Genomic DNA, 26,068 nt, shown 5'->3' with positions numbered 1-26,068 from the left:
TATGCTGCGAGTCCGATCAAGCGCCCGATTAAGCGCCCAGCGTCATCAGGCTGGCATTGCCGCCCGCCGCCGTCGTGTTGACGCACAGCGCCCGTTCGGCAACCAGCCGCCACAGCGGGATCGCGGTTTCCGGTGTCGTATCGATGACGCCGACCACCGCGCCGTCGCGGGCGGCCAGCGGTACCCTCACCTGCGCCGTCAGCGACGACTCCACCAGGGCGATCTGGAAGCCTTCCTTCAGCGCCTCCAGGCTGCCGACGACTTCCACGCGGTCCTGGACAGCCGCCGGCAGATCGGCCGGCACCAGCGACGTGGCGTGCGCCACGATTGCGGCCCGGTTGCCCGTCGCCAGGGTGGCGGCCAGCTGGTTCAGCAATGCATCCTGCGTGTCGGCAAAGCAGGCCACCGTACCGCGCGGCTCGTAGCGCAGCGTATTGCGCTCGCCGGTCGGGCCCGGCAGCAGGGTTTCGCCGCCCAGCGGCGTCGAGCGCACGTACTGCTCCGCCAGCGTGGCCGCTGCGTCCTTGCCCTTGGCCCGCAGCCACACGATCAGCGCATCGACACTGGGCGTCGACTGCCGCGCATGGGTGTCGAGCGGCGCCGCGGCACGCTGCAGCCGTTTCAGGTACAGCGGACCGCCCGCCTTCGGACCGGTCCCCGATTTGCCTTCGCCACCGAACGGTTGCACGCCAACGACGGCACCGACGATGTTGCGATTGACATAGATATTGCCCACGTGAGCGCGCGACACGATGTAGTCGACGGTCTCGTCGATCCGCGAATGCACGCCCAGCGTCAGGCCGAAGCCGCTGGCGTTGATCTGGTCGACCACCTTCGGCAGGTCGGCACGGCTGTAGCGGATCACGTGCATCACCGGCCCGAACACTTCTTTCGTCAGCTCGGCCAGCGAACGGATTTCCAGCACGGTCGGCGGCACGAAGGTGCCCTGCTGTCCTTCCGGTAATCCCAGCGAGAAATGCGCGACGCACGAACGCTTGGTCTGCTCGATGTGCGCCATCAGGTTCTGCTGCGCCTCGGCATCGATGACGGGGCCGATATCGGTCACCAGCCGGTCCGGGCTGCCGATCTTCAGTTCGCTCATCGCCCCCTTCAGCATACGGATCGTCTTGTCGGCGATATCGTCCTGCAGGAACAGCACGCGCAGCGCGGAACAGCGCTGGCCGGCGCTGTCGAATGCGGAAGAGATCGCATCCTGCACCACCTGCTCCGGCAGCGACGACGAATCGACGATCATCGCATTCTGGCCGCCGGTTTCGGCGATCAGCGGAATGTCGCAGTGTTCCGCCGCTGCCCGCTGCGCCAGCACGCGGTTGATCAGCTGTGCCACTTCCGTCGACCCGGTGAAGATCACGCCTTTGACACGGGGATCGTTGCACAGGCCGGCGCCGACCACGTCGCCGCGGCCCGGCAGGCATTGCAGCGCCGCGCGGGGAATGCCGGCTTCATGCAGCAATTCGACGGCGCGGTGCGCAATCAGCGGCGTCTGCTCGGCCGGCTTGGCCAGTACCACGTTGCCGGCCGCCAGCGCGGCTGCCACCTGCCCCGTAAAGATCGCCAACGGGAAGTTCCACGGGCTGATGCAGGTGACGGGACCCAGCGCCAGCACATTGCGCTCATGGCGCACCTGCTGCGCGTAGTAGCGCAGGAAATCGACCGCCTCGCGCACCTCGGCAATGGCGTTCGGCAGCGACTTGCCGGCCTCGCGGATCGCCAGCGCCATCAATTCGAGCTTGTGGCTTTCATACAGGTCCGCCGCGCGCATCAGCGCGTCGGCGCGCACCGAGGGTGCCACCGCCTGCCAGTCCATCGCCGCGGCGCTGGCGCTGGCCAGCGCCTGTTCCACGTCGGCGGCGGTGGCTTCGGTCACCTGGCCGACGATATCGCCGTGCTGCGCCGGATTGCGTACCTGCTGGGCCGGTTGCTCCGCCTGCGCCGGGCCGGCCAGCAGCGGGGCTGCCGTCCACGTGCGCGGCTGGGCCAGCGCCTGTGACACGTCGCGCAGCACATCCTCGTTCGACAGGTCGATGCCTTCGGAATTGCTGCGCTCGGTACCGAACATGTCGCGCGGCAGCGCGATCGCCGGATGCGGCGCTCCGCCCTGGCGGCGCGCGATGTCGAGCGGATCCTGGATCAGCGTATCGACGGGAATGCTCTCGTCGACGATCTGGCTGACGAAGGACGAATTGGCGCCGTTTTCCAGCAGCCGGCGCACCAGGTAGGCCAGCAGCGTTTCATGGGTGCCGACCGGCGCGTAGATGCGGCAGGCCTTGCCGAGCTTGTCCTTGCCCACGACCTGGTCGTACAGCGTTTCGCCCATGCCGTGCAGGCACTGGAATTCGTAATCGTCGATGCCGTCGCGCTTCGCCCACGTGTAGATGGTCGACAGCGTCTGCGCATTGTGCGTGGCGAACTGCGGGTAGATCACGTCGGTGGCGGCCAGCAGGCGCTGCGCGCAGGCCAGGTACGACACGTCCGTGTACACCTTGCGCGTGTAGACCGGGTAGCCGGGCATGCCCTCCACCTGGGCGCGCTTGACTTCGGCATCCCAGTAGGCGCCCTTCACCAGCCGTACCATGAACTTGCGGCCGCTGCGGCGCGCCAGGTCGGCCAGGAAGTCGATGACGAACGGGCAGCGCTTCTGGTACGCCTGGACGACGAAGCCGATGCCGTCGAAGCCGGCCAGCTCCGGGTCGTACGCCAGCGCTTCCATCAGGTCCAGCGACAGCTCCAGCCGGTCGGCCTCTTCCGCATCGATGTTCAGGCCGATGTCGTAGCCCTTGGCGAGCAGCACCAGCGCGCGCAGGCGCGGCAGCAGTTCCGTCATCACGCGGTCGCGCTGCGCCCGGCTGTAGCGCGGATGCAGTGCCGACAGTTTGACGGAAATGCCCGGGCCGTTGCGGATGCCGCGGCCGTTCGCGGCGCGGCCGATCGCATGGATCGCCTGTTCATAGCTGGCGTAATAGTTGGCCGCATCGGCCTCCGTCAGCGCGGCTTCGCCCAGCATGTCGTACGAATAACGGTAGCCGCGCGCTTCGTTGTCGCGGCCGTTCCTGATCGCCTCGCCGATCGTCTGCCCCGTCACGAACTGGTTGCCCAGCATGCGCATCGCCAGGTCCACGCCCTTGCGGATCAGCGGTTCGCCGCCCTTGGCGATCAGGCGCGTGATGGCCGAACCGAGCTTTTCCTCGCTCGACGAATTGACCAGCTTGCCCGTGACGAGCAGGCCCCAGGTGGCGGCATTGACGAACAGCGACGGCGATTCGCCCAGGTGCCTGCGCCAGTCGCCCTTGCTGATCTTGTCCGCGATCAGGCGGTCGGCCGTGGCCTGGTCGGGAATGCGCAGCAGCGCCTCGGCCAGGCACATCAGCGCCACTCCTTCGTCGGACGACAGCGAAAACTGGTGCATCAGCGCATCCACGCCTGAGGCACGGGTGCGCTTTTCACGCACCGCCGTCACCAGCCGGCGTGCCAGCGCTTGCGCCTCCCGTGTCACCTCGGCGCCACGGTCGCGCACCTGCGCCAGCAGCCATTGCACGGCCGTGCGCTCGTCGCGGCGATAGGCCGCCGTGATCGCCGCACGCAGCGGAGTGGGGTCGCGCAGGATTTCCGCCTGCAGGGCGCTGAAAGGAACTGGGGCATTCATGAGGGAATCTCTATCAAAGGTTGAGGAGGCCACCTAACAAAACACGCCCGGCAAACGATGTCTGCGGAGCGTGCGCTGGTCGGTTTTGGTGGCTGTTGCCAATGATTCGATTGTATGCGGGATTCTTCTGGATTAATTCTGGTAATGCTGGGGGCTAGCCATACAACATTTTTGATGAGAGAATTTAACCAAATAAAATTTAAGGTGGGGATATACGATGCTGGACAAGATCAGTAAGAAGATCCTGATGGAACTGCAGAGCGACGGCCGCATCAGCAACGTGGAGCTGGCGGCGCGGGTCAACCTGTCGCCGGCGGCCTGCCTGGAGCGGGTGCGCAAGCTGCACGATTCAGGCTATATCCTGGGCTACACAGCCCAACTGAACCCGCAATTGCTGGACGTCTCGCTGCTGGTGTTCATCGAAGTGGTGCTGGACCGCACCACGCCGGAAGTCTTCGACGCCTTCAAGCATAGTGTACAACTGATTCCCGAGGTGCTCGAATGCCATATGGTGGCGGGCGGCTTCGATTACCTGGTGAAGGCGCGCGTGAAGGACATGGCGGCCTACCGTGAGTTCCTGGGGAAAACATTGTTGCAAAAAGGCGTGCGCGAGACCCATACTTATGCGGTAATGGAAGAAGTCAAGAACACCAGCAAGTTGCCCATCAAATGAGCACGGTCCGTCTCCGCGGCGCCGCGCCGGAGGAGACGAGATGCAGCGCGCAATATTGCAACAAGCGGCGTGGACCATTGGCGCCATCGCAGCCGGCGTCGTATCGGCCTGGCTGGTTTTCGGCGCGGCGGGAGTGTGGCCAGCCTTGCTGGCGGCGCTGATCGCGGCAGTCGCCCCCCAGCTGGCACGCCTGGCGGGAGCCCGCGGCCGGGATGACGGCCCACGGCGCTTCGCCGCCACCGTCGGCAACGAGATCGATGCCATCATGATCGGCGCGGCCGAAACTTCCTACTTCGTCGACTCCATCAAGAAAAAGATCGGCGACGATGTCGACACGGCCGGCAGCATCGCCGCCGCCACCCACCAGAATACCGCCACCACGGGGCAGATCGCCGCCAATGCCGAGCGCGCCGCCGTGGTGGCGCACCGCGTGCGCGAGGAAACCGTGGCCGGCCGCGCCGAGGCGGACGATGGCCTGGCACGCATTTCCGGCGCCAGCACGGCCGCGCGGACGGCCGCGGACACGATGGCCGCGCTGCGCCAGAAGGCTGGCCGCATTGCCGGTTTCACGGACGCGATTTCCGAGATTTCCGCACGCACCAACCTGCTGGCGCTGAATGCCGCGATCGAAGCGGCGCGCGCCGGCGAACAGGGGCGCGGTTTTGCCGTCGTCGCCGGCGAAGTGCGCCAGCTGGCCCAGCGCACGAAAGCCGCCACCGACGAGATCAGCCAGATGGTGCGCGCCATCAACGACGAGGCGGACCGGGCCAGCACCGGCATGACGTCGCTGGCCGACGCCGTCACCGCGGCCGCCGGCAATGTGCGCACGGTGCACGGACTGCTGGCGACGATCGAGCAATCGTCCGGCAGCGCGGAACAGGAAATCGATGAAATCGCCCGCGCATCGCGCGAGCAGGTGGCGACGGCCCAGGTGATCGCCGACGCGATCGCGCGCATCCGCGACGGCATGCTGGCCACCGACCGCGAGCTGCCGCGCGTGGCGGCATCGGCGATGGCGCTGGCCGACCGCGCCGAGATCATTGCCGGCGCGCTGGCCGACGCGGACGTGCCGACATCGCACGATGCGGTGCGCGCCGCAGCGCAGCACGCGGCGGCCGAAGTGGGACGCATCTTCGAAGAAGCGATCGCCAAGGGCCAGATCACGCGCGAAGCGTTGTTCGACCGGCGCTACCAACCGATTCCCGGCACCAACCCGGCCAAGTACACGACGCGCTTCGACGCCTTCACCGACCGGGTACTGCCGGCACTGCAGGAAGGATTATTGGCCGCGATGCCGCAGCTGGCCTACGCCGGGGCCGTCGACGCCGGTGGTTATTTCCCGACGCACAACAAGAAGTACGCGCAGCCGCTGACCGGCAACTACGACGTGGACATCGTCAACAACCGCACGAAGCGCATCTTCACCGACCGGACCGGCCAGCGCTGCGGCAGCAACACGCGGCCCTTCCTGTTGCAGACCTATAAACGGGATACGGGCGAAGTGATGCACGACCTGTCGGCGCCGATCCTCGTGCATGGCAAGCACTGGGGCGGATTCCGGATCGGCTACAAGTCGGCGGGAGATAAGTAACGGAGCCAGCGACAGCGGTGCCGGGGTGCGGCACCGGTGCTGTTGATGGCCAAAAAAAACAGGGACGGGAAGGAGTAATGGCATGCATGCCATTCCCGCTTGGCAGGCGCGGAGCATGCTCCGCGAAGTCCCTGTGGCCCCTGTTTTTAAGGCAACGCAGCGGTGATCAGTGCGTATCCGCCTTCGGCAGCGTGCCCGGCGCGATGCGCTGGGCCACCTGCTGCATGCTCTCCAGCTGCGCGCGCAGCCACTTGTGGGCGGGGCTGCGGGCATCGCGTTCGTGCCACAGCATGTCCAGGTGCACGGCGGGCAGCGTAAACGGCAATTCCTTGTACACCAGCGCATCGGTCATGCCGGTCGAGGCGATCAGGTGTTTCGGCAGCACCGTGATCAGGTCCGAATTGGCCACCACGCGGCCGGCCGTGAAGAACTGGTTGACCGTCAGCAGGATGCGGCGTTCGCGCTGCAGCTGCGCCAGCGCCTCGTCGACCAGGCCATGGGCGCGGCCGGAAAAGCTCACCAGCAGGTGATTGGCTTCGCAGTAGTTGTCCAGTGTCAGCTCTTCCTTGGCCAGCGGGTGGTTGCGCCGCATCACGCACACGTAGATACCGGAATACAGCCGCTCATGGCGGATCGGCGATGCCGTTTCATACGACAGCTGTGCCGCCACGCCGGGGAAGAAGCCGACCGCCAGGTCGATGTCGCCGCGCAGCAGCATCGGGCGTGGTTCGCGGGTGGTCAGCGGCACCATGCGCACATTGATACCGGGCGCTTCCGCCTCGATCGAGCGCATCAGCGATGGCAGGAAGAAGGCCGCGGTCGCATCGGCCATGGCGAGGCGGAACGTCGCGTGCGCTTTCGACACGTCGAACGAGCCCGGCGCCACCGCCGCTTCCAGCGATGCCAGCGCGCTGCGCACCGACGGCCACAGCGCTTCCGCACGCGGCGTGGGCTTCACGCCGTACGCCGTGCGGATCAGCAGTTCGTCTCCCAGGCTTTCGCGCAGGCGCTTGATGGCGTTCGATACCGCCGGTTGCGTCATCGCCAGGTGGCCCGCGGCCCGGGTCAGGTTTTGCTCCGTCATCACGGCATCGAAAACACGCAGCAGGTTCAAATCGAGTGTCAGGAAGCTCATGATTCAGTCATTCAGATAAGTGATGATTAATATTGGGAAACGAAATTGGATTGATATGTTGCGCTGCACTATAGTTACGATAGATTCTATACGTAAACCGAGAAAAACATGTTCAATTTCGTTTCCGCAACCCAATTCTTGCCGCTCAGTGTAGGCGATGCGCTGCAAGTGCTGCTGGCCTGTGCGCTGGTGGTGGGGTTCCTGGTGCTGTTCAAGCCGCTGCTGCGCGGGCTGGCGCTGGCCGCCGTGCTGGTGGTGAAACCGAAGCTGACGAAGGAACAACGCCTGCAGCGCCGCCAGATGCGCGATGCCGCCATGCTCAAGCGAATGATGAATTCGCACAGGGCCTCCCCCAGCGAAGCGGCCGAACTGCAGGCGCTGGCTTCGCGGGCCTGATTTGCACGCCTGAGCTTGGCACGCTGTTCCAGGCGGCCAGGCATGAAAAAACCCGGGACGGCGGCCTGCCGCAGTCCCGGGTTTTTTTATCGCCAGCGTCACCGTAAAGCGGACGTTCCGTCAGCCGCCCAGCAGCTTCGGCTTCAGGTCCGTATCGGCCGGATCGTTGCCGATCCAGATGCGCAGGATCGCGTTGTAGAACGCCACGTCCGGCACCGTCTCGCCGATCTTCCTGCCGTTCAGCGTGCACACCGTGCCGGTGCCGGGGATCCAGTCCACCAGCAGCACGTCGCCCTTCTTCAGGCCGGGAATGGCGGCGAACATTTCACCGAACGTCTTGGTCTGCGGCAGCAGGCGCGTGCGTTCGGCGGCGTCCGTGTTCGCATTCAGGCCCTTCATGAACGCATCGCCGAAATCCTGCGACGTCAGGTCGCGCAGGCTGACGATCTGGATGCGGCGCGGTCCCTGCACCGCCAGGATATCGGCGACCGATGTCTTCTTCTCCGGCAGGTACAAGCCCAGCGCATACACCTTGAAGATGACTTTCGTGCGCAGGCCAGCGCCGTTCAGCTTCAATGGCTGGCCATGGACGGTGGCGGTGTCGTCGAACTTCACGCCGGCCACGTCGTTCGCGGCAAAGGCTGGCAGGGAAGGCAAGGCGGCGGCAAGCAGCAGCGCACAGGCGCCGTGCAAAACCAGTCTGCGGGAAGGATTCATGGAGTCTCCGGATCGGTGTTGTGGAAGTGCCGTTGCACTATACCACCGCCCTGCCCGGTTCACGCACGATCATGCTTTTCTGTCGCGGCGCCGCTTCAGACAGCCAGAAAACCGGTGACAGACACCAGTTATTTTGAAATGTTTCCAGAAAACCGGTGACAGACACCGGTTATTTTGAAATGTTTCCAGAAACCGAAGCCTGGCCATTCCAGGCTTTCGTTCGGGCAGCCGCTTCAGGCGGCCTTGGCCGCTTCCAGGCGTTCGTACTTCGCCCGCAACTGCTCTTCCGTTTCGCGCCATTCCGGGTTGAACGGAATGCAGGCGACCGGGCACACCTGCTGGCACTGCGGTTCCGAAAAGTGGCCGACGCATTCGGTGCACTTGTCGGGATCGATTTCGTAAATTTCCGGACCCATGTAGATCGCTTCGTTCGGGCACTCGGGCTCGCAAACGTCGCAATTGATGCAGTCGTCGGTGATCATCAAAGCCATGATAAAACCTCTATGCGGCCTCGTTTGCCGCGATTTTCTTGCGCAGCCAGCGGTCGACGGACGGGAACACGAACTTCGACACGTCGCCACCCAGCTGGGCAATCTCGCGCACGATCGTGCCCGAAATGAATTGGTACTGGTCCGACGGCGTCAGGAACAGCGTCTCGACATCCGGCAGCAGGTAGCGGTTCATGCCCGCCATTTGAAATTCGTACTCGAAGTCGGACACGGCACGCAGGCCACGCACGATCACGCGGGCATCGTGCTGGCGCACGAAATCCTTCAGCAAGCCGGAAAAGCTCTCCACCTTGACGTTCGGATAATGGCCCAGTACTTCGTTGGCGATTTCCAGGCGCTCTTCGACTGTGAAGAACGGGTGCTTGTTCTTGCTGTCGGCCACGCCGACCACCAGCGTGTCGAACAGGCCCGATGCGCGGCGCACCAGGTCTTCGTGACCACGGGTCAGCGGATCGAACGTTCCCGGATAAACGGCTATAACCATTGTGGGTCCCTGTTTTTTGCACGAATCAGACGCGCATTATGCCTGAAACGGTGGCCCTCTTCACCGCAGGGGCCCGCCGCAGCCGCTATACCGCCCGGCGCTGCAACAGGTGGAAGTGCACCATGCCGGCCTTGTCCTGGCGCACCACTTCCCAGTTTTCCAGCCAGTCCGGGGACTCGCCGTCGTCGGACACGAGGGGCAGGCCGGACTCGGCGTAGACGAGTCCGCCTTCGGTTACCAGCTTGTCGCACAGCGGCAATGCGCGCGACAGGAAGTCCTCCTGGTACGGCGGATCGAGGAAGATCACGTCGAACTTCTGGCCCCGCTGCGCCAGCGATTGCGCCAGCGCCAGCGCATCGGCGCGCTGTACCACGATATTGGTCGCGTTCAGTTTTTCCTGGATCGCCTGCAACTGGCGCACGATGACCGCGTTCGCGTCCACCATCGTCACCTGCTGCGCCCCGCGGCTGGCCGCTTCGAAGCCGAGCGCGCCACTGCCCGCGAACAGGTCGAGCACGCGCAGGTTGCCCCAGTCGCCGCGCAGGTGATTCAGCCAGTTGAACACCGTCTCGCGCACCCGGTCCGGCGTCGGCCGCAGCCCCAGCGCCTCGAGCACCGGCAGCGGCGTGCGCTTCCAGCTCCCGCCGATGATGCGTACCTGCTTGGCGTGCTGCGGACCGTGAACGGGAACTTTGGCGGCGGGCTTTTTCTTTTGCATGGGAAGGCAGTACGGAAATGAGGCGGGCACTATAGCACGTGAAATAGTTGCCTAAAACCGGGGTCAGACCCCGGTTTTAGGAAATATTGCCGTAATTTATGGGATGAAGCCGTTTTTCGTTGCTGTTTCCGGAATATTCAGTCGCACAAGGTCGGCAAATCCGGGTTTTCGGCGAAAGAGAACAGCGTTTCCAGCTGCGACAGCGTGACGCGGTCGGTGGAGAGGTCCAGCGTCGATAGTTCGTGCCGCGGCACCCAGCGCACCTCGCTTGTCTCAGGAGTGTCCGCCAGAAGCGCGCCGCCGGTGGGGCGGCACAGCACGAACGCCTTGTACACGTACCACGCCTGCGGCGGATGCGGGTGGACGCGCTTGTCCCACAGTGCCAGCAACCGTACGGCTTCGCTGTCCAGGCCGGTTTCCTCGCGCACTTCCTTGACGGCCACCTCGAACGGCGTGCAGCCCACGTCGGCCCAGCCGCCCGGCAGCGACCAGCGCCCGCCATCGTGCTTCTCACGCGCCATCAGCACCTGGTCGGTGCCGTTGAACAGCACGGCGCGGATGTCGACTTTCGGCGTCGGGTAACCGCGTTCGAGCGCGATGGCATCCTGCAACCGGGCGACGGGCTGCCCCGTCAGGTGACTCAGCATCTGCTGGCTCAGCGCCAGCACTTCCTGGTAGCGCTCGGCGTCGAACACGTGCGGATCGTAGGCCAGCCCGGCCTGCGCCAGCGCCTGCAGGCGCTGCGCGATACCGAGCCACATGCCATCTTGCGGCGCGTTGGCGGCTGTAGCGGGATCGGAAGACGGCAGGGACAGGTCGGTAGTCATGGGCAGCTCCAGAAAAAATGGCATCAGCCTATCTTTTCTTGCCGATTATTGCTACGCCCTGCCGCGACCTGGGCATCCGGGTGCTATAGGCGCCCGGCGCTACTTCGTTTCCGCCGCCAGCGTATTGAAATCGCTGATCCAGCCCTGCATGCGCTTTTGCGCGTGCGCCTTCTGTTCCGGCGTGGCGATGCCGATCACGGTGTGCACCAGGCCGATCGATGCCGTGGTATTGGCTTCATAGAAGGCCTTGCGCTCGGAGTTGTCCAGGCGCGCGAAGCTTTCCCGGATCAGGCTCTGGATCTGCGCCACCGCCTGTTCGCGCGGCGGCTTTTCCTGCATCAGCCGGCGCGCCAGCGCCAGCACGTTGCGCTGGCGGCGCATCCGTTCGTCCAGCCAGATCGCGTTATCGAGCGGCCGCGCATCGGAGGCCTTGCGGATGATGTCCTTCTGCTCGCGCGAAAAACTGCCGAACCACAGTTCGAACTGCTCCATCGATTTCTTGTAGCGGAATTCGTTCTGGTCTTCGCGGTCGCCCTTCATGTTCTCGCGGCGGAACTTGTCATTATTCTTGGCGAACTTCTTTTCCATCTGCGCCAGCTGCTCGGGCTTCAGCGACAGCGCCAGGTCGGCGATGTCCGGCGCGGCCTTCAGCAGCAGCGCCTGGGTGCGGGCACGGATATCGTCGTAATCGGCGCGCAGGTCGGCGGGCGTGGGATTGCCGCGCAGTTGCTGCTGCGCGCGCTGCAGCACGTGCACGTAATCCTGCAGCTGGGTCTTGCGGTGCCAGCGGAACAGATCGTTGATGTCCTTCTTGACCTGGTCGCTCTGTTCGTCGTCGAAGTCGACATAGTTGTCCAGCCACCAGTACAAGAGCGTGTCGCCATTGTTATAGGCCAGCTTCAGCGAGCTGCAAGCGGTGACCAGCACCAGCAGGGCGAGGAAAAACCAGGTTCGGAGAGGCGATGTATGCATGTTAAACTTTTACTTATTATTAACTGAACGAATTCAGCTTATGAACGTTGTCATTCTCGCTGCCGGCATGGGCAAGCGCATGCAATCCGCCCTGCCCAAGGTACTGCACCCGCTGGCCGGCAAGCCCCTGTTGTCGCATGTGATCGATACCGCGCGTGGCCTTGCTCCGGCCAAATTATGTGTGATTTACGGGCACGGCGGCGCCACGGTGCTGTCGGCTCTCGAAGCACAAAAGGCGCGCGGCGGCGTCGAGATCTCGGCCGCGCTGCAGGAACCGCAACTGGGTACCGGCCATGCCGTGATGCAGGCGCTGCCCGTGCTGGACGAAGCGGTGCCCACGCTGGTGCTGTATGGCGACGTGCCCCTGACCACCACCGCCTCGCTGCAACGCCTGGTCGATGCGGCCGGTAGCGGCAAGCTGGGGATCCTCACCGTGGTGCAGGAAGATCCGTTCGGTCTGGGCCGCATCGTTCGCGAAGACGGTCGCATCGTGCGCATCGTCGAGGAAAAGGATGCAACGGCAGAAGAGCGCGCGATCAAGGAAATCAACTCCGGCATCATGTGCATCCCCACCGGCCACCTGAAGAAGTGGCTGGCGTCGCTGGAAAACAAGAATGCGCAAGGCGAGTACTACCTGACGGACATCGTGGCACGCGCCGTGGCCGACGGTGTCGAAGTCGTGTCCGCGCATCCTGGTGCGGAATGGGAAGTGCTGGGCGTGAACAGCAAGGTGCAGCTGGCGCAGCTGGAACGTATCCACCAGAACAACCTGGCCCAGGCGCTGCTGGAAAAAGGCGTGACGGTGCTGGACCCGGCCCGCATCGATATCCGCGGCGAACTGGTATGCGGCCGCGATGTGACGATCGACGTCGGTTGCGTCTTCGAAGGCAAAGTCACGCTGGCCGATGGCGTCACCGTCGGTGCCCACAGCGTGATCGTCAACGCGTCGATCGAAGCGGGCGCGCAGATCAAGCCGTTCTGCCACATCGAGGAAGCGGTCGTCGGCCCGAAATCGCTGATCGGTCCCTACGCGCGGCTGCGCCCGGGCACCACGCTGGGCGAGGATGTCCACGTCGGCAACTTCGTCGAGATCAAGAACAGCAACGTGGCCGCGCACAGCAAGGCCAACCACCTGGCCTACGTGGGCGACACGGACGTCGGCTCGCGCGTCAACATCGGCGCCGGCGTCATCACCTGCAATTACGACGGCGCCAACAAGTTCCGCACCACGATCGAGGACGACGCCTTCATCGGCAGCGACAGCCAGCTGGTGGCGCCGGTCACGGTGGGTGCGGGCGCCACGCTCGGCGCCGGCACCACGCTGACGAAGAACGCGCCGGCCGGCAAGCTGACGATTTCCCGTCCGAAGCAGGTGACGATCGAAGGCTGGCAGCGCCCGATCAAGGCAAAGAAGTAAGGACAGCAGCGAGGAAGCGCTGAATTATCAGCGCTTCCCGAGCAGTTCCATCCGGCGTTCTTCCGCGAACCGCACCAGGTCCGGGAAGAAGCGCTCGAAGCCTTCGGCGATGGCGTCGCGGTGCCGTACCAGGTCCTGCACGCCGTCGCGCAGCAACTCCCCATTGCGGCTCAGGCGGCGCGACACCCGCGCGATCGTCCCCTCCACGCCCTCGAACGTCGCATAGCCACCCAGCCAGTCCTGCTTTACCAGGTAAGGCAGCATCTCGCGCAGGCGCGGCGGCAGTATCGGTTCGTGCGCCGCCAGCGCATCGTAGAAGCGGGCGATCAGCGCCGCGCGCGGCACGTCGCACCAGTGGTGCCAGTGCCGGCTCAATTCATGGTCATAAAACACGTCCAGCACGATGCCGGCGTAGCGGCGCCGGCCTTCGCCGAACAAGGCCTTCGACGCCAGCACGGCCGGATGGCTGTCCGTATAGCTGTCGATATGACGATGCAGCGTGATTTCGCGCGCGATGTCCGGCGGATACGCGGCAACGTCGTTCGCCTTGACGAAATCGCCCAGCATTGCGCCGACCATCGCCGCGTCGGTATGCCGGGCCAGGTACACGTGGGCCAGGTAGTTCATGCGCCATTCTAGCCCCAGCCGGCGAAGCTCCGCTGTGGACAAGCGTGTGCACAAGCCTGGGTAAAGCCGGTGGGTACAACGTGCGTAACTCGAAACGCGGGCTGGAATCGCCGGCTTGCATCGTATTGATGGCCGATTGGGGATAAGGTTGTGGTCAACTCCGGGTATAAGACATGGATAAGCCGTGCATAGCCCTGTATAGCGTCAAAATCGCCGTTTTCAGCGTTCCTGCTGCGTTGGATAACTATGTGGAAAAGCCTTGGTAAAACGTGTTGGCAACCGGCCTTGGCGTACTCGTGCCAGTCTTCTTGCCCGTTCGTTGGACACGCCGGGCCGCGGCGGCGCGCCGGCACAGACCATGGCACCGTAAGGCGCCGTGCCGGGGCATCCTGCTAGGGCGAAGTGTCTGTGCGAGTGTGTGTGCGAGCCCGTGCGAGTGTCTGTGAATAAGCACCCTATTTGTACACAGCGTAAAAGTGCCGATGCCATGATGTGGAGTTCCCATGCATGCCGTTGCAGCAACACCCTGTGCCGCTGCCTTGCAAGCACGATACGGGTCTGCGGGGCTGTGGAAAACTTTGTGGAAAAGCCTGTGATCAAACCCGTATAACCCTCTGCATAAGCCGGTATAAGCTGGAGATAACCCGCCAATCAGCAGTGGAAAAGCCCGTGCACAAGCCGGTGCATAGCCTGTGGACGAGTGTGGATAACTATCCGCTCAGATGGCGATACGGGTCTCGAACTTGCTGCGAAACGTGGAGAAATACGCCTTCACGTTGCGCACATTCGCATGGCTCGTGAACAGGCGGTGCGCCAGCGCGTGATAGGCAGGCATGTCTTCCACCTGGACCACCAGCACGAAATCCGGCCCCGGCGATACGCGGTAGCACTGCAGTACAGCAGATTCCCGTGCCACCAGCGCTTCGAACTCGGCCATCCTGTCGGCCGCCTGCACGTCCAGCGTGATCTCCGCGATCGCTGTCAGCCTTGAGCCCACCTTGTCCGGTGCCACGATGGCCACCTGGCGTTCGATGATGCCGGCTTCGCGCAACGCTTTCACGCGCCGCAGGCACGTGGGCGCGGAAACATGCACGAGCTGGGCCAGTTCCGCGTTCGTGATGTCGGCATTTTCCTGCAGCGCGTTCAGGATGCGCCTGTCCAGTTCGTCCAGCGGAATATCCATCAGTCCCTTCTCACCTACGTTGAAATAAAAATACACATTTAAAGACGAAATGAATTAAAAAATCATGACGAATACGTGACGAAATATTGTTTCACAAACAGGCATAATAAGTAAGCTTATTTCTAAACCGGTAAACTATGATGTCGTCACATCAACATTCACTGTAGAGGTCACCATGTGCGGTATCGTCGGAGCAGTAGCGCAACGTAATATCACCCCGATCCTGATCGAAGGTCTGAAACGCCTGGAATACCGCGGCTACGATTCGTGCGGCGTGGCCCTGCACACGGATGGCCGCCTGCAGCGTTCGCGCAGCACGTCGCGCGTGGCGGAACTGGAAAAGCAGATGCAGGAAGTCGGCCTGCAAGGCTTTACGGGCATCGCCCACACCCGCTGGGCCACGCACGGCGCGCCCGCTTCGCACAATGCCCACCCGCACTTCTCGCCGAGCTCGGATAACGCCCGCATCGCACTGGTGCACAACGGCATCATCGAAAACCACGACGAACTGCGTGCCGAACTGATCGCGCTGGGCTACGTGTTCCAGAGCCAGACCGACACCGAAGTCATCGCCCACCTGGTCGATCACCTGTACACCGGCGACCTGTTCGAGACCGTGCAGCAAGCCGTCAAGCGCCTGCATGGCGCCTATGCGATCGCCGTGTTCTCGCGCGAAGAACCGCACCGCGTGGTGGCTGCGCGCCAGGGCTCGCCGCTGATCGTCGGCCTGGGCAAAGGCGAGAACTTCGTGGCGTCCGACGCGATGGCGCTGGCCGGCACCACCGACCAGATCATCTACCTGGAAGAAGGCGACGTGGTCGACCTGCAGCTGGGCCGCGCCTGGATCGTCGACGTGAACGGCAAGCAGGTCGAGCGCGAAGTGAAAACCGTGCACGCGCACACCGGCGCCGCCGAACTGGGCCCGTACCGCCATTACATGCAGAAGGAAATCTTCGAACAGCCGCGCGTCGTCGGCGACACGCTCGAAGGCGTCACCGGCATCATGCCCGAGCTGTTCGGCGATGAAGCCTACAAGGTCTTCAAGGAAATCGATCGCGTGCTGATCCTGGCCTGCGGCACCAGCTACTACTCGGGCCTGACGGCCAAGTACTGGATCGAATCGATCGCCAAGGTGCCGGTCAGCGTGGAAATCGCCAGCGAATACCGCTACCGCGACAGCGTGCCGAATCCGTCCACGCTGGTGGTGACGATTTCCCAGTCCGGCGAAACGGCCGACACGATCGCCGCACTGAAGCATGCCCGCTCGCTGGGCATGGAAAACACGCTGACGATCTGCAACGTGGCCACCAGCGCGATGGTGCGCGAATGCAAGCTGGCGTACATCACCCGCGCCGGCGTCGAAGTGGGCGTGGCGTCCACCAAGGCCTTCACCACGCAGCTGTCCGCGCTGTTCCTGCTGACGCTGTCGCTGGCGCAGGTCAACGGCCGCCTGACGGAAGAAGAAGAAGCCGCGCACCTGAAAGACATGCGCCACCTGCCTTCCGCGATCTCCGCCGTGCTGGCGCTGGAACCGCAGATCATGGCCTGGGCCGAGGATTTCGCCCGCAAGGAAAATGCGCTGTTCCTGGGCCGCGGCATGCACTACCCGATCGCCCTCGAAGGCGCGCTGAAGCTGAAGGAAATCTCGTACATCCACGCCGAGGCCTACCCGGCCGGTGAACTGAAGCACGGCCCGCTGGCGCTGGTGACGGAAGAAATGCCGGTCGTGACGATCGCGCCGAACGATGCGCTGATCGAAAAGCTGAAGTCGAACATGCAGGAAGTGCGCGCCCGCGGCGGCCAGCTGTACGTGTTCGCCGACGTCGACTCGCGCATCACCTCCGGCGAAGGCGTGCACGTGATCCGCATGCCGGAACACTACGGCTGCCTGTCGCCGATCCTGCACGTGGTGTCGCTGCAATTGCTGGCGTATCACACGGCGCTGGCGCGTGGCACGGACGTGGACAAGCCGAGGAACCTGGCGAAATCGGTGACGGTGGAATAAGAGCCGGTTTTTCGCTGACAAGCGGCGCTTGCCAGAAGTTCGTGCAAGCGCCGCCACTTCACCCGCCTTTGTCTCACATCAGGCACTTCCCTCCCACGGCATCGACCGATGCCGTCTCCCTGAGCAAATATCCCAGCGCGACACAGCGTCTCCCTTGCGAAAACGCTATCGCATCCATAGTAATATTTAGCTAGCTATTTGATCGCGCACGATGTAAAGTACGTTCATCGGTCTTCAGACAGCCCGGCAAGCAGTAAATAAGTAGTGCGCTATTTAGTAGCTATCTACTCAAACGGCACCGAAGACAAACCTGCATCAACCATTCAAGGAGCCTCACCATGAAAACCATCGCCACCATCCTCGCTATCGCCGCCTTGTCCGCTTCCGCCGCCGTGTCGGCCCACGAAGGCGCGAGCATCCCCCATGTGCACGTCGTAGCCGAGCGCAATGCCGCGGCAGGCAACTCGCCATACGGCGAACTGTATGCAGGCACGTATTTCGAGACGGTCTCGACCAAGACGCGCGAACAGGTGAAAGCGGAGGTGTTGCTCGCCCGGCAGCGTGGCGAGCTGGTCGATGGTGAGCAGTATCCGGCGCAGCCTATCGACAACGGTGCACAAGGCAAGACCCGCGCCGAGGTACGTGCCGAACTCGCTGCCTACCGCGCCACGAATCCGGATTCGTACAGCCTGATCAACTGACCGGCCGGCGTACCTTACCCACGGCGGCGTCCAAGACGGCGTGGTTGAGGATGCTTCACTTGGCCTCTGTAATCCAGCGGTCCACTTTACGCTCCAGCACGGCAAGAGGAAGCGAACCGTCGCCAATCACGACGGCATGGAAGGCCGGCAGCGAGAAGCGCTGGCCAAAGGCTGCCTCGGCCCGCTTGCGCAGTTCCTGGATCTTCAGCGCACCCACCTTGTAGCCGAGCGCCTGCGCGGGCCATGCCATGTAGCGTTCGATGGCACTCGTTGCAACCTGGTCGGTGTAACCGTTCACTTCCTTGAGGTAGTCGATCGCCCGTTCGCGGGTCCAGCCTTTCGCGTGCAAACCGGTGTCGACCACGAGGCGCGCCGCGCGCAGCAGCTCACTGTTGAGGTGCCCGAAATACTGGTCGGGCTCTTCGTACAGGCCCATCTCGCTACCCAGGGTTTCCGCGTACAGCGCCCAGCCTTCGATGAAAGCGTTATTGCCGCCGAAGCGGCGGAAGTCCGGCAGGGATTTCTCCACCTGGAGGGCGATCTGGAAGTGGTGGCCAGGCCTGCCCTCGTGCAGGTAAAGGCTGGTCATCTTGGTACGGTCGTACGCCGTCGCGTCGTTCACGACAGACCAGAAAATGCCCGGACGTTTCCCATCGGTGCTGGGTCCGGTGTAATGGTCCGACGCCGTCGCCCGCGTCAGTTCCGGTTCCAGGCGCTGCTCCAGCGGCGACTTCGGAACCAGCGTGAACAAGGCAGGCAACTTGGATGCGACCGCCACGTCGAGCTTGCGATACACCTCGAGTACTTCCCGATCGTCCTTGAACGGCATGTATCGGGACTGCCTCGCCACCCATTTCGGCAATTCGGCAGCGGGTCCCTGGTAACCCATCTTTGGACCCACCACGGCGAACTGCTGCTGGATGCGCGCCACCTCGGCCAGTCCCATCGCATGGATCGCTTCCGGCGTCAGCTGCGTCGTGGTCGCATAGACGATATTTTGCTGGTACCACTTTGCGCCATCCGGCAGATCGGCGAGGCCGGATGTGGCACGCCCTGCCGGCATGTATTCCTTCTCCAGGAAAGCTGCCAGCCTGGCGAGTGCCGGCTGGAGCCGGCTGGTGATCTCGCTTTGGTACGCCTTGGTGATCCTGGCCTTGTCGGCGTCCGAAAAGTTTTCCGGCAGGTTCTTGATGCCGGCATAGAACGGATTTTTTTCAAGGTCGGTCGTGGCCAGGTCGCGGTACTGCGGCAGTGCCGGTACGATCAGCGACTTCGGCAGGACGACACCGGCCCCGATTCCTTCGCGCATATTGGCAATGGCCTGATCGATCCATGGCGTGAGCTGAACCAGGCGGCGCAACAGATTGTCGTAGTGCTTTGGTGTAGACAACGGAAGCGCGCCCTTCCCGTCCGCCACCACGGCAAGATCCATCGGAATCGAGCCCATCTGGTTTACCGGCATCAGGTGATCTGGAAACGACGCCATGTCCAGTGCCGTCCGGAGTTCGTAAGCCATGATGTCGTAGCTGATCCGGTCGGCTGCGCCGAGCCGGGATGGCGCAATGGCCTTGAGCCGCCTGGCAAAACCACGATAAGCGGAAAGCCGCCGGGCCCGCTCGGAAGGCGCGATGCCCAGTCCAAGCTCGTCATCGAAACGGTTATCCCCAGCGTAGGTTGCATAGAGCGGTTCGAACCGGGCGTTGAAGAGGTAATAGTCGGCGGCCAGCTTCTCCATCTGTCGCGTCGCCGTCGCGCTCTTTGCCGGATGCGCGGATTGTTCTGCCGGTTTCGGAGTGGCGCCGAGCAGCGGCGCCGCGCTACAGGCCAGGAAAGCAGTGGTGGTGATCAGGCCGAGGCGTTTGATGAAAGTCATGGGAGTTTTTTGGCCCTGGTAAGAGTGGGATGCATCCCCGGATGATGTCCGGATATCAATCGATGTCGATGTAACTATCGAAACATTACAGACGAACAAGTTTGCTGCGTCCATTGGTTTTCAGGATATTCATCGCCAGGTCCGCCCCTGTCGTGGCGCCGCAACAGGCGCCAGGCCGGTCATTCGCTTCCCTTGAAAATGCTATCGCATCCATAGTGATATTTAGCTAGCTATTTGATCGCGCACGATGTAAAGTACGTTCATCGGTCTTCAGACAGCCCGGCAAGCAGTAAATAAGTAGTGCGCTATTTAGTAGCTATCTACTCAAACGGCACCGAAGACAAACCTGCATCAATCATTCAAGGAGCCTCACCATGAAAACCATCGCCACCATCCTCGCTATCGCCGCCTTGTCCGCTTCCGCCGCCGTGTCGGCCCACGAAGGCGCAAGTATCCCCCATGTGCACGTCGTCGCCGAGCGCAATGCCGCGGCAGGCAACGCAGCATACGGCGAGCTGTATGCAGGCACCTATTTCGAAACCGTCTCGACCAAGACGCGCGAACAGGTGAAAGCGGAAGTGTTGCTCGCCCGGCAGCGCGGCGAACTGGTCGACGGGGAACAGTATCCGGCCCAGCCGGTCGACACCGGCGTACAAGGCAAGACCCGCGCCGAGGTGCGTGCCGAACTCATTGCCTTCCGCGCCTCGAATCCTGATTCGTATAGCCTCATCAACTGATTTCCTGGCGCGTTCGTGGACGACATGCCCCCGAACGCGCCAGCCATCACAGCGCCGGATGCAGCCCGCGCACCGGGCTCGCGCTTTCCAGCAGCGCAGCGACGTGCAGGATGGTCGCTTCCGCATGCCACTTGCCGACGATCTGCACATTGATCGGCAGCCCTTCCTTGCTGGTGCCGAACCGCATGGCCACGCCGGGCAGGCCCGTCACGTTGAGCGGCACGGTCGCGCCCTGCAGGTAAGTTGCGTCCACGCTCTGGCCATCGATGACGAACGTATCGACGCCGTGCTTGTGGGCCGGGATCGGCAGCACATGGGTGATCAGTGCGTCGTAGCGTGAAAAGTAGTCGGCAAAGCCGTCGCGCAGCCGCTCGGCCGCCTGTTCGGCCTCGATGTAGTCGGCCATCGACGTGTCGGGCAGCGCAAGCATGGTCCTGGCCATCTTGTAGAGCTCATCCGGGCGCCGTCCCGCTGTGGCCGCCGCGAATGCGGGCTTCATTTCCATCACATGCAGCTTGTTGAACACGTCCAGGGCGAAATCGCGCTCCAGCGCAGGAATGCCGACGTGCTCGACCTGCACGCCCATCGCCTGCAATGTCTCGGCTGCCGCCTTCACGGTCGCCGCCACCTCGGGGTCGACAGGGCCGAAGCCGGGTCCCACCATCCAGCCCACCCGCAGTGGGCGGGAAGGCAGGCCGCCGCTGCCCGCATCGAAAGGCGCCGCGCTGGACGCAAAGGCGTCCTGGCCATCGGGGCCGGCCAGCTGCGAGAAGGCCAGCGCGATATCGCGCACCGAGCGCGCCATCGGGCCGACGTGCCAGAAGCGGCGCGGTGCGCGCGGCCAGATGCCGGTCATCGGCACACGGCCGTGGGTCGCCTTCATCGACGTGATGCCGGTTTGCGCGGCCGGGCCGCGCACCGATATGGCCAGGTCGGTACCCAGGCCGAGCGGCGACATGCCTGCGGCGATCGCTGCCGATTCGCCGCCGCTGGAGCCACCCGGCGTGCGGGTCACGTCCCACGGGTTGTTCGAGGCGCCCGAGAGCAGGTTGTCGCTCTCGATCCAGTACGAAAATTCCGGCAGGTTCGTCTTCGCCAGCAGGATCCCGCCGGCGGACTTCATGCGCGCCACGCTGGTCGCGTCGGTATCGGGAACGCGGCCCCGGAAGATCGGCGAGCCACGCTGGGTGGCCACGCCGGCGGTGTCGATCGAATCCTTCACCGTGAACGGCACCCCGTGCAGCGGCCCCAGTTCCGCACCGGACAGTACCGCCGCTTCCGCCGCCCTGGCCGCGTCGAGCGCGCCATCGGCGATCGTGACGATGGCATTGATGCGGGGATCCACGGTGGCGATGCGGTCCAGGTGGGCCTGCATGACCTCCACGGGCGAGATTTCTTTAGTGCGGATCAGTTCGGCCATTCTGGTGGCGTCCAGATAAACGAGTTCCTGGTTCATGTCTGCCTCGAAAAAGTAGTTGGAAAAGTGATGACGCATGGCGACGTTGGTGCTAACAGACTTGGCTACTAGACTACCTAACGTTCGTTAGGTTGGACGATATGCGCTATAATCCGCTTCGTCAACCGTTTTTTAAAGGACCGACCAGTGAACAACGACCCAGGCGCGACTTCCAGGAACCGGATCCTGGCGGCCGCCACCGAGATTGCGCAGGCCCATGGCTATAGCGGATTGAACCTGCGCGCGCTGGCCGAACAGGTGGGCGTGAAAGCCGCCAGCCTGTACCACCACTTTCCCAGCAAGGCCGACCTGGCGGCGGCGGTGGCACGGCGCTACTGGGAGAATTCCGCGGCGACGCTGGACGCGCTGGCTGTCGAAGCCGGCACGCCCGAGGCCAGCCTGCGCCGGTATCCCGAGACCTTCCGCAGGTCGCTCGAGAACGGCAACCGCATCTGCCTGTGCAGCTTCATGTCGGCCGAATACGACGACCTGCCCCCGGTGGCACAGCAGGAAGTGCAGGCATTCGCGGAGATCAATGTCGCGTGGCTGGGCAAGATGCTGCAGGCGGCGGGCATGGCGCCGGCAGAGGCGGACGTGCGTGCGCATGCGATCTTCGCCGCCGTGTCCGGGGCCCAGCTGATGGCGCGCGGCCGGGCCGATATCGCCCTGTTCGATGCGCTGATCGACAGCTACCGCGCGGCCGGCCTCCTGTCGGCCTGACGGCGCGGGGCGAAAAAAAAGCCGGCAGGTGCCGGCTTCTTGGTTCACGCCCAGGGGCGATCAGGTACCGATACGGCCACCGTCGTTCTTGGTGATGACGATGGTTGCCGAACGCGGCCGCTTGCCCGCGCCGTAGCCGGCATTGCTTGGCCACTGGCTGGTGTACTTGGTCGGATCGGCGATGTTGGCCAGCGACGTGCTTTCGCCCGGGTGCTGGATGTTGACGAACAGCGCCTTGCCGTCCGGCGTTTCCGTGATGCCGGTGATTTCCGAACCCACCGGGCCCACCAGGAAGCGCTTCAGCGTGTCGGCGCTGGCCTTCTTGCCGACGAAGGTGTCCACGGCCAGCTTGCTGCCGTCGGCCTTGTCGTACGTCAGCGTCGTCTTCGCGCCGTCGCCCACCTGGCCCGGCAGCGCGGCCAGCATCATGCAGTTCGTCACGTCGGTATAGGCGCCGTCGTCGGTCTGGATCCAGCAGATGCCGGTGCTCTTCAGGAAGGCCAGGCCGTCCGGGCTGGAGAAGTCCTGGTCGGCGGTCAGCGACGACAGGTTGATCTTCGTTGCATCCGCGCCGCTCTCGGCGCCGAACAGGTACACGTCCCACGTGAAGGTGGTGGCCGCGCCGGCGCCCGTGCCTTCCTTGAAGCGGATGATGTGGCCGTTCGGATTGCCGTTCTGCGCGCTGGTGCCCTTCATGTCGGTATAGGCGCGCGGGTTGGCCGAATCCGGCACCAGCTGCGACGAGCCGGTGGGGTTGACGTTGCGGTTCGAGTTGTTCGTCAGCGTGTAGTAGATCTCGCCGTTGGCCGGGTTGACCGAGCACCATTCCGGGCGGTCCATCTTCGTCGCGCCGACGGCATCGGCCGCCAGGCGGGCGTTGACCATCACATCCGCCAGGTCGGCGAACTTGTAGGCGGTGTAAGCCTGGATCTGCGGATTGTTCATCGACAGTTCGATCCACTGGCCGGTACCGTCCGAGGCCAGTTTGGCGACATACAGCTTGCCCGAATCGAGGTACTTGTCGCCGGTGGCGATGCGATCGGCCGGGGTGGCGTCGGCGGCGACCCAGGCGGCGGCGGAGACGAACTTGTAGATGTATTCGTTGCGCGAATCGTCGCCCATGTACACGGCCAGCGGCTGGCCCGCGGTGGCGATGCCGAAGGCGGCGCTTTCATGGGCGAAGCGGCCCAGGGCGCTGCGCTTCTTGGCCAGCTTCGTCTTGTCGTAGGCATCCACTTCGATGATGTAGCCCTGGCCATTCATCTCGTTGCGGTAGTCATCGGTGCCGTCCGCCGAGGCGCCCTTCTTGCTGATGTCCCAGCGCTGGTACTTGTCGTCCGCCCCGCCGGTTTCCCAGCCGTGGCGCGACGTCGAACCCTGGGCGCGGCCATAGCGGCGCAGCGATACCACGCTCTTGTCGTTGCCGCGTGCGGCATCGTCGGTGGCCGAGCGCGCGAAGTAGCCGGACCAGTTTTCTTCGCCCGACAGGTAGGTGCCCCATGGCGTGCGGCCATTGCCGCAGTTGTTCAGCGTGCCGCGGGTGCGGGTGCCGGTCGGCGAATACTTGGTGAACAGCAGCGAGTTGCCGCGTGCCGGGCCGCCGATTTCTACGTCGGTCAGCGGCGTGATGCGGTAGTTGAACGTGGAGTCGTTGACGGTGGCCCAGGTGGTGCCGGTCTTTTTCACTTCGACCACGCTGATGCCGTGCACGGCGACTTCCTTGTCGACTTCGACGGCCGGGCGCGGCAGCGACGTGGTGCCGCCATTGGCGTGCAGGAAGTGCGACGACAGTTTTTCGTCGGTGGTCGCCTCGTGGTTCATGGCGAGCACGCCGCGATCCGACGCGGTGGTCGATGGCGTACCGGTGGCGGACAGCGCGAAGAATTCCATGCCGTCATGGTGGTCGCCGGCGCGGTTGTCGAAATCGGTGTCGGTGCCGTCGTTCTTGTAGGCCGGGGTGCCGGCGCGCAGCGGATCGCCCAGTGCATACAGCACGGTGGCGGTATAGCCGGCCGGTACGCTGACGCTGTCCGCCAGGCTCTTCGGCACGGCGGCGAACGCCAGCAGCTTTTCGGCCGGTGCAGGCGTCGGGGTCGGGCTGGTGGTGGGTGGCGCGACCGGATCGTCGTCCGAACCGCCGCAGCCGGCCAGGCCCATGCCACCGAGGACCGCGGTGGCTGCCGTGGCAAACCCGCCGCGCAGCATGTTGCGGCGGCTCAGGCGCGCGCTGAGCACGGCGTTGAAATGATTCGACGAGTTGTCGTCGGTATCGGCGGCCTCGAGGGGCAGGTGCGTCAAGTCGTTCGGCTTGTTCATTGCTGGGTCCTATGCCTGGTGGGTTGCAAAACGACAAGATTTTAAATTTAATACATGACGTGGCTGTGACCGATTGATGACCGAATGATGACAATGGCGCGAACGGATGCCTGCCGCTGGCCGGCAAAGGATTGCGAGGGGGAGAAAGCTGCTCGCTGGAGCAGCTTAGTGTTCGATCCCGGCGGACAGCGTGTTGTCCGTTCCGCCGGAAAGCGCGCCTGGATCAGGCGGCAGGTTGACGGCGGCGCCGCGCCGCTGCCAGCGTCAGCAGGCCAAGACCCAGCATGGCATAGGTGGACGGCTCGGGCACCGCGGAGATGAAGGAATCGGAGGTGGACCATAACGACACATTGACCGTGATGGCCTGGTCGGTCGTGTTGGCATACGCGAACGAATAGTCTTGGTCGATCACTTCGCCACCGTTCCAGGGCGAATAAAGAATGTCGAATTGATTGATACGCGTTTCAATGTCCGGACTCCACAACGTGAACGACGTGGTGGCCGAGCCCTCCTGGTACGGATTCGAGCTGGGGGAAATCTGCATGAACAGGTGCGCGGACAGGTTCAGCGCGCTGTTGGCCGCCAGCGTAAATACATAATTCTGGTCGATCCAGGCCGAGCCGCCGCCATTTTCGCCCAGATTGTCCCGTACTGCTCCTTGCAGCGTGTATTCACCAGGCGCGCTGGCGCTGCTGAGGCTGACCGTCGAACTGCCAGTGGTCAGTTCGTGCTGTACCGCTTTCACGTCGGTCCCGACGTCCTCGAATTCCTTCTCCGCCGCGCCCGGACCGTACAGGCCGAGCCGGTAAACACTGGGGGCCAGGCTGTAACTGTAGCCAGCCGCAATGCCATCGTCCGGCGTCAGGTCCGTCACGCTGAATGCGGTATTGGAAAGGCGCGTCTCGAACGTTACATCCGCCTGGGCCGTCGCGGCAGCCGCTGCCAGGCCTGCCAGCAGCAGGCACGAAGTGATCTTTTGCAGTGTCATATTTTCTCAATGAAAAAAGCGCTCCGGAGGTGCGAAGCGGGCACATAACTGCGACTGCCGATGCGTGGGTACCGCATGGATACTTTTATGTTAAAAGTATCAAATTTGCAATTATTCAGAATCTTACCGCAGTTTGAGAAAAATCAAACGTAGAAGATGGCGCCTGTCGAACAGCCTGTCTCCTTCGGAAATCTCCGCAAAGAAGATGTCCCAAACCGGGCAAATTTCACCGCGATTTCACCACCGGGTTCGTATCCTGCTCGCTGCATATTTCCCCGAGCGTCCCCTTGAAAACCCTGATCACCCTTATGGCGGTATTGCTTGCCGCGCTGCCGCTTCACGCCGCGCCGAACCCGGCA

The 26,068-nt window shown here is 63.6% G+C and carries 22 protein-coding genes; 8 read left to right on the top strand and 14 right to left on the bottom strand.

The window, feature by feature from the left end; all coding sequences use genetic code 11:
• Positions 1-28: 28 nt before the first annotated feature.
• Positions 29-3,664 (bottom strand): trifunctional transcriptional regulator/proline dehydrogenase/L-glutamate gamma-semialdehyde dehydrogenase, encoded by a 3,636-nt coding sequence (gene putA, locus FHS02_RS15985; protein WP_137315455.1) that lies wholly within the window; start codon positions 3,662-3,664, stop codon positions 29-31.
• Positions 3,665-3,881: 217 nt separating this feature from the next.
• On the opposite strand from putA, the gene FHS02_RS15980 reads away from it, so the two are divergent.
• Complete coding sequence (locus tag FHS02_RS15980; RefSeq protein WP_130186877.1) at positions 3,882-4,337, top strand: Lrp/AsnC ligand binding domain-containing protein; 456 nt, start codon at positions 3,882-3,884, stop codon at positions 4,335-4,337.
• A 40-nt stretch (positions 4,338-4,377) separates the two neighbouring features.
• Complete coding sequence (locus FHS02_RS15975) at positions 4,378-5,928, top strand: methyl-accepting chemotaxis protein (protein ID WP_137315454.1); 1,551 nt, start codon at positions 4,378-4,380, stop codon at positions 5,926-5,928.
• A 166-nt stretch (positions 5,929-6,094) separates the two neighbouring features.
• Here the strand turns inward: FHS02_RS15975 and FHS02_RS15970 are convergent, their stop codons facing one another.
• Complete coding sequence (locus tag FHS02_RS15970; protein WP_137315453.1) at positions 6,095-7,063, bottom strand: LysR family transcriptional regulator; 969 nt, start codon at positions 7,061-7,063, stop codon at positions 6,095-6,097.
• 108 nt (positions 7,064-7,171) lie between these two features.
• On the opposite strand from FHS02_RS15970, the gene FHS02_RS15965 reads away from it, so the two are divergent.
• Positions 7,172-7,459, top strand: coding sequence for a hypothetical protein (locus tag FHS02_RS15965; RefSeq protein ID WP_137315452.1), 288 nt, complete (start codon positions 7,172-7,174; stop codon positions 7,457-7,459).
• A 120-nt stretch (positions 7,460-7,579) separates the two neighbouring features.
• Here the strand turns inward: FHS02_RS15965 and FHS02_RS15960 are convergent, their stop codons facing one another.
• The 6 genes from FHS02_RS15960 to FHS02_RS15935 all read right to left on the bottom strand — a co-directional run bounded on the left by FHS02_RS15960 (position 7,580) and on the right by FHS02_RS15935 (position 11,686).
• Positions 7,580-8,176: a chalcone isomerase family protein gene (locus FHS02_RS15960; RefSeq protein ID WP_137315451.1), complete on the bottom strand. Its 597-nt coding sequence runs from the start codon at positions 8,174-8,176 to the stop codon at positions 7,580-7,582.
• A 233-nt stretch (positions 8,177-8,409) separates the two neighbouring features.
• Positions 8,410-8,667 (bottom strand): YfhL family 4Fe-4S dicluster ferredoxin, encoded by a 258-nt coding sequence (locus FHS02_RS15955; protein WP_137315450.1) that lies wholly within the window; start codon positions 8,665-8,667, stop codon positions 8,410-8,412.
• A 10-nt stretch (positions 8,668-8,677) separates the two neighbouring features.
• Positions 8,678-9,169, bottom strand: coding sequence for a pantetheine-phosphate adenylyltransferase (gene coaD, locus FHS02_RS15950; protein ID WP_137315449.1), 492 nt, complete (start codon positions 9,167-9,169; stop codon positions 8,678-8,680).
• A gap of 85 nt (positions 9,170-9,254) precedes the next feature.
• Positions 9,255-9,887 carry a 16S rRNA (guanine(966)-N(2))-methyltransferase RsmD gene (gene rsmD, locus FHS02_RS15945; protein WP_137315448.1) on the bottom strand — a complete coding sequence of 211 codons (633 nt, stop codon included), beginning with the start codon at positions 9,885-9,887 and terminating at the stop codon, positions 9,255-9,257.
• Between the two features lie 137 nt (positions 9,888-10,024).
• A complete protein-coding gene (locus FHS02_RS15940) occupies positions 10,025-10,714 on the bottom strand; it encodes an NUDIX hydrolase (RefSeq protein ID WP_217496847.1) in 690 nt (229 codons plus the stop codon).
• 99 nt (positions 10,715-10,813) lie between these two features.
• Positions 10,814-11,686, bottom strand: coding sequence for a DUF6279 family lipoprotein (locus FHS02_RS15935; protein ID WP_137315447.1), 873 nt, complete (start codon positions 11,684-11,686; stop codon positions 10,814-10,816).
• 40 nt (positions 11,687-11,726) lie between these two features.
• Here FHS02_RS15935 and glmU point away from each other — a divergent pair, with 40 nt between their 5' ends.
• On the top strand, positions 11,727-13,103 hold the full coding sequence (gene glmU / locus FHS02_RS15930) for a bifunctional UDP-N-acetylglucosamine diphosphorylase/glucosamine-1-phosphate N-acetyltransferase GlmU (RefSeq protein WP_137315446.1): 1,377 nt from the start codon (positions 11,727-11,729) through the stop codon (positions 13,101-13,103).
• Between the two features lie 27 nt (positions 13,104-13,130).
• Here the strand turns inward: glmU and FHS02_RS15925 are convergent, their stop codons facing one another.
• Positions 13,131-13,730, bottom strand: coding sequence for an acyl carrier protein phosphodiesterase (locus FHS02_RS15925; RefSeq protein WP_137315445.1), 600 nt, complete (start codon positions 13,728-13,730; stop codon positions 13,131-13,133).
• Positions 13,731-14,448: 718 nt separating this feature from the next.
• A complete protein-coding gene (locus FHS02_RS15920) occupies positions 14,449-14,913 on the bottom strand; it encodes an Lrp/AsnC family transcriptional regulator (RefSeq protein ID WP_137315444.1) in 465 nt (154 codons plus the stop codon).
• A gap of 175 nt (positions 14,914-15,088) precedes the next feature.
• Here FHS02_RS15920 and glmS point away from each other — a divergent pair, with 175 nt between their 5' ends.
• Entirely contained in the window at positions 15,089-16,918 is a 1,830-nt protein-coding gene (gene glmS, locus FHS02_RS15915) for a glutamine--fructose-6-phosphate transaminase (isomerizing) (protein WP_137315443.1), read from the top strand.
• A gap of 338 nt (positions 16,919-17,256) precedes the next feature.
• Complete coding sequence (locus tag FHS02_RS15910) at positions 17,257-17,619, top strand: DUF4148 domain-containing protein (RefSeq protein ID WP_137315442.1); 363 nt, start codon at positions 17,257-17,259, stop codon at positions 17,617-17,619.
• 55 nt (positions 17,620-17,674) lie between these two features.
• Here the strand turns inward: FHS02_RS15910 and FHS02_RS15905 are convergent, their stop codons facing one another.
• Positions 17,675-19,492, bottom strand: coding sequence for a DUF885 domain-containing protein (locus FHS02_RS15905; RefSeq protein ID WP_137315441.1), 1,818 nt, complete (start codon positions 19,490-19,492; stop codon positions 17,675-17,677).
• Between the two features lie 374 nt (positions 19,493-19,866).
• On the opposite strand from FHS02_RS15905, the gene FHS02_RS15900 reads away from it, so the two are divergent.
• Positions 19,867-20,229, top strand: coding sequence for a DUF4148 domain-containing protein (locus FHS02_RS15900; protein WP_137315440.1), 363 nt, complete (start codon positions 19,867-19,869; stop codon positions 20,227-20,229).
• 46 nt (positions 20,230-20,275) lie between these two features.
• Here the strand turns inward: FHS02_RS15900 and FHS02_RS15895 are convergent, their stop codons facing one another.
• On the bottom strand, positions 20,276-21,685 hold the full coding sequence (locus tag FHS02_RS15895) for an amidase (protein WP_137315439.1): 1,410 nt from the start codon (positions 21,683-21,685) through the stop codon (positions 20,276-20,278).
• A 147-nt stretch (positions 21,686-21,832) separates the two neighbouring features.
• Here FHS02_RS15895 and FHS02_RS15890 point away from each other — a divergent pair, with 147 nt between their 5' ends.
• Positions 21,833-22,405, top strand: coding sequence for a TetR/AcrR family transcriptional regulator (locus FHS02_RS15890; RefSeq protein WP_137315438.1), 573 nt, complete (start codon positions 21,833-21,835; stop codon positions 22,403-22,405).
• Positions 22,406-22,465: 60 nt separating this feature from the next.
• Here FHS02_RS15890 and FHS02_RS15885 read toward each other — a convergent pair whose 3' ends face one another.
• Positions 22,466-24,721, bottom strand: coding sequence for a PhoX family protein (locus tag FHS02_RS15885; RefSeq protein WP_137315437.1), 2,256 nt, complete (start codon positions 24,719-24,721; stop codon positions 22,466-22,468).
• A gap of 223 nt (positions 24,722-24,944) precedes the next feature.
• Positions 24,945-25,709, bottom strand: a complete 765-nt coding sequence (locus FHS02_RS31595) for a PEP-CTERM sorting domain-containing protein (RefSeq protein WP_137315436.1) — start codon at positions 25,707-25,709, stop codon at positions 24,945-24,947.
• Positions 25,710-26,068: the final 359 nt, after the last annotated feature.

This window comes from Pseudoduganella umbonata (assembly GCF_014192225.1).
Lineage (GTDB): Bacteria > Pseudomonadota > Gammaproteobacteria > Burkholderiales > Burkholderiaceae_D > Rugamonas > Rugamonas umbonata.
The sequence above is the reverse complement of the archived record's forward strand: the minus strand, read 5'-3'. Positions and strand labels throughout refer to the sequence as shown.

Coding starts and splice junctions, on each gene's coding strand:
- putA (WP_137315455.1), bottom strand. CDS start 3,664: ATGAATGCCCCAGTTCCTTTCAGCGCCCTGCAGGCGGAAATCCTGCGC.
- FHS02_RS15980 (WP_130186877.1), top strand. CDS start 3,882: ATGCTGGACAAGATCAGTAAGAAGATCCTGATGGAACTGCAGAGCGAC.
- FHS02_RS15975 (WP_137315454.1), top strand. CDS start 4,378: ATGCAGCGCGCAATATTGCAACAAGCGGCGTGGACCATTGGCGCCATC.
- FHS02_RS15970 (WP_137315453.1), bottom strand. CDS start 7,063: ATGAGCTTCCTGACACTCGATTTGAACCTGCTGCGTGTTTTCGATGCC.
- FHS02_RS15965 (WP_137315452.1), top strand. CDS start 7,172: ATGTTCAATTTCGTTTCCGCAACCCAATTCTTGCCGCTCAGTGTAGGC.
- FHS02_RS15960 (WP_137315451.1), bottom strand. CDS start 8,176: ATGAATCCTTCCCGCAGACTGGTTTTGCACGGCGCCTGTGCGCTGCTG.
- FHS02_RS15955 (WP_137315450.1), bottom strand. CDS start 8,667: ATGGCTTTGATGATCACCGACGACTGCATCAATTGCGACGTTTGCGAG.
- coaD (WP_137315449.1), bottom strand. CDS start 9,169: ATGGTTATAGCCGTTTATCCGGGAACGTTCGATCCGCTGACCCGTGGT.
- rsmD (WP_137315448.1), bottom strand. CDS start 9,887: ATGCAAAAGAAAAAGCCCGCCGCCAAAGTTCCCGTTCACGGTCCGCAG.
- FHS02_RS15940 (WP_217496847.1), bottom strand. CDS start 10,714: ATGACTACCGACCTGTCCCTGCCGTCTTCCGATCCCGCTACAGCCGCC.
- FHS02_RS15935 (WP_137315447.1), bottom strand. CDS start 11,686: ATGCATACATCGCCTCTCCGAACCTGGTTTTTCCTCGCCCTGCTGGTG.
- glmU (WP_137315446.1), top strand. CDS start 11,727: ATGAACGTTGTCATTCTCGCTGCCGGCATGGGCAAGCGCATGCAATCC.
- FHS02_RS15925 (WP_137315445.1), bottom strand. CDS start 13,730: ATGAACTACCTGGCCCACGTGTACCTGGCCCGGCATACCGACGCGGCG.
- FHS02_RS15920 (WP_137315444.1), bottom strand. CDS start 14,913: ATGGATATTCCGCTGGACGAACTGGACAGGCGCATCCTGAACGCGCTG.
- glmS (WP_137315443.1), top strand. CDS start 15,089: ATGTGCGGTATCGTCGGAGCAGTAGCGCAACGTAATATCACCCCGATC.
- FHS02_RS15910 (WP_137315442.1), top strand. CDS start 17,257: ATGAAAACCATCGCCACCATCCTCGCTATCGCCGCCTTGTCCGCTTCC.
- FHS02_RS15905 (WP_137315441.1), bottom strand. CDS start 19,492: ATGACTTTCATCAAACGCCTCGGCCTGATCACCACCACTGCTTTCCTG.
- FHS02_RS15900 (WP_137315440.1), top strand. CDS start 19,867: ATGAAAACCATCGCCACCATCCTCGCTATCGCCGCCTTGTCCGCTTCC.
- FHS02_RS15895 (WP_137315439.1), bottom strand. CDS start 21,685: ATGAACCAGGAACTCGTTTATCTGGACGCCACCAGAATGGCCGAACTG.
- FHS02_RS15885 (WP_137315437.1), bottom strand. CDS start 24,721: ATGAACAAGCCGAACGACTTGACGCACCTGCCCCTCGAGGCCGCCGAT.
- FHS02_RS31595 (WP_137315436.1), bottom strand. CDS start 25,709: ATGACACTGCAAAAGATCACTTCGTGCCTGCTGCTGGCAGGCCTGGCA.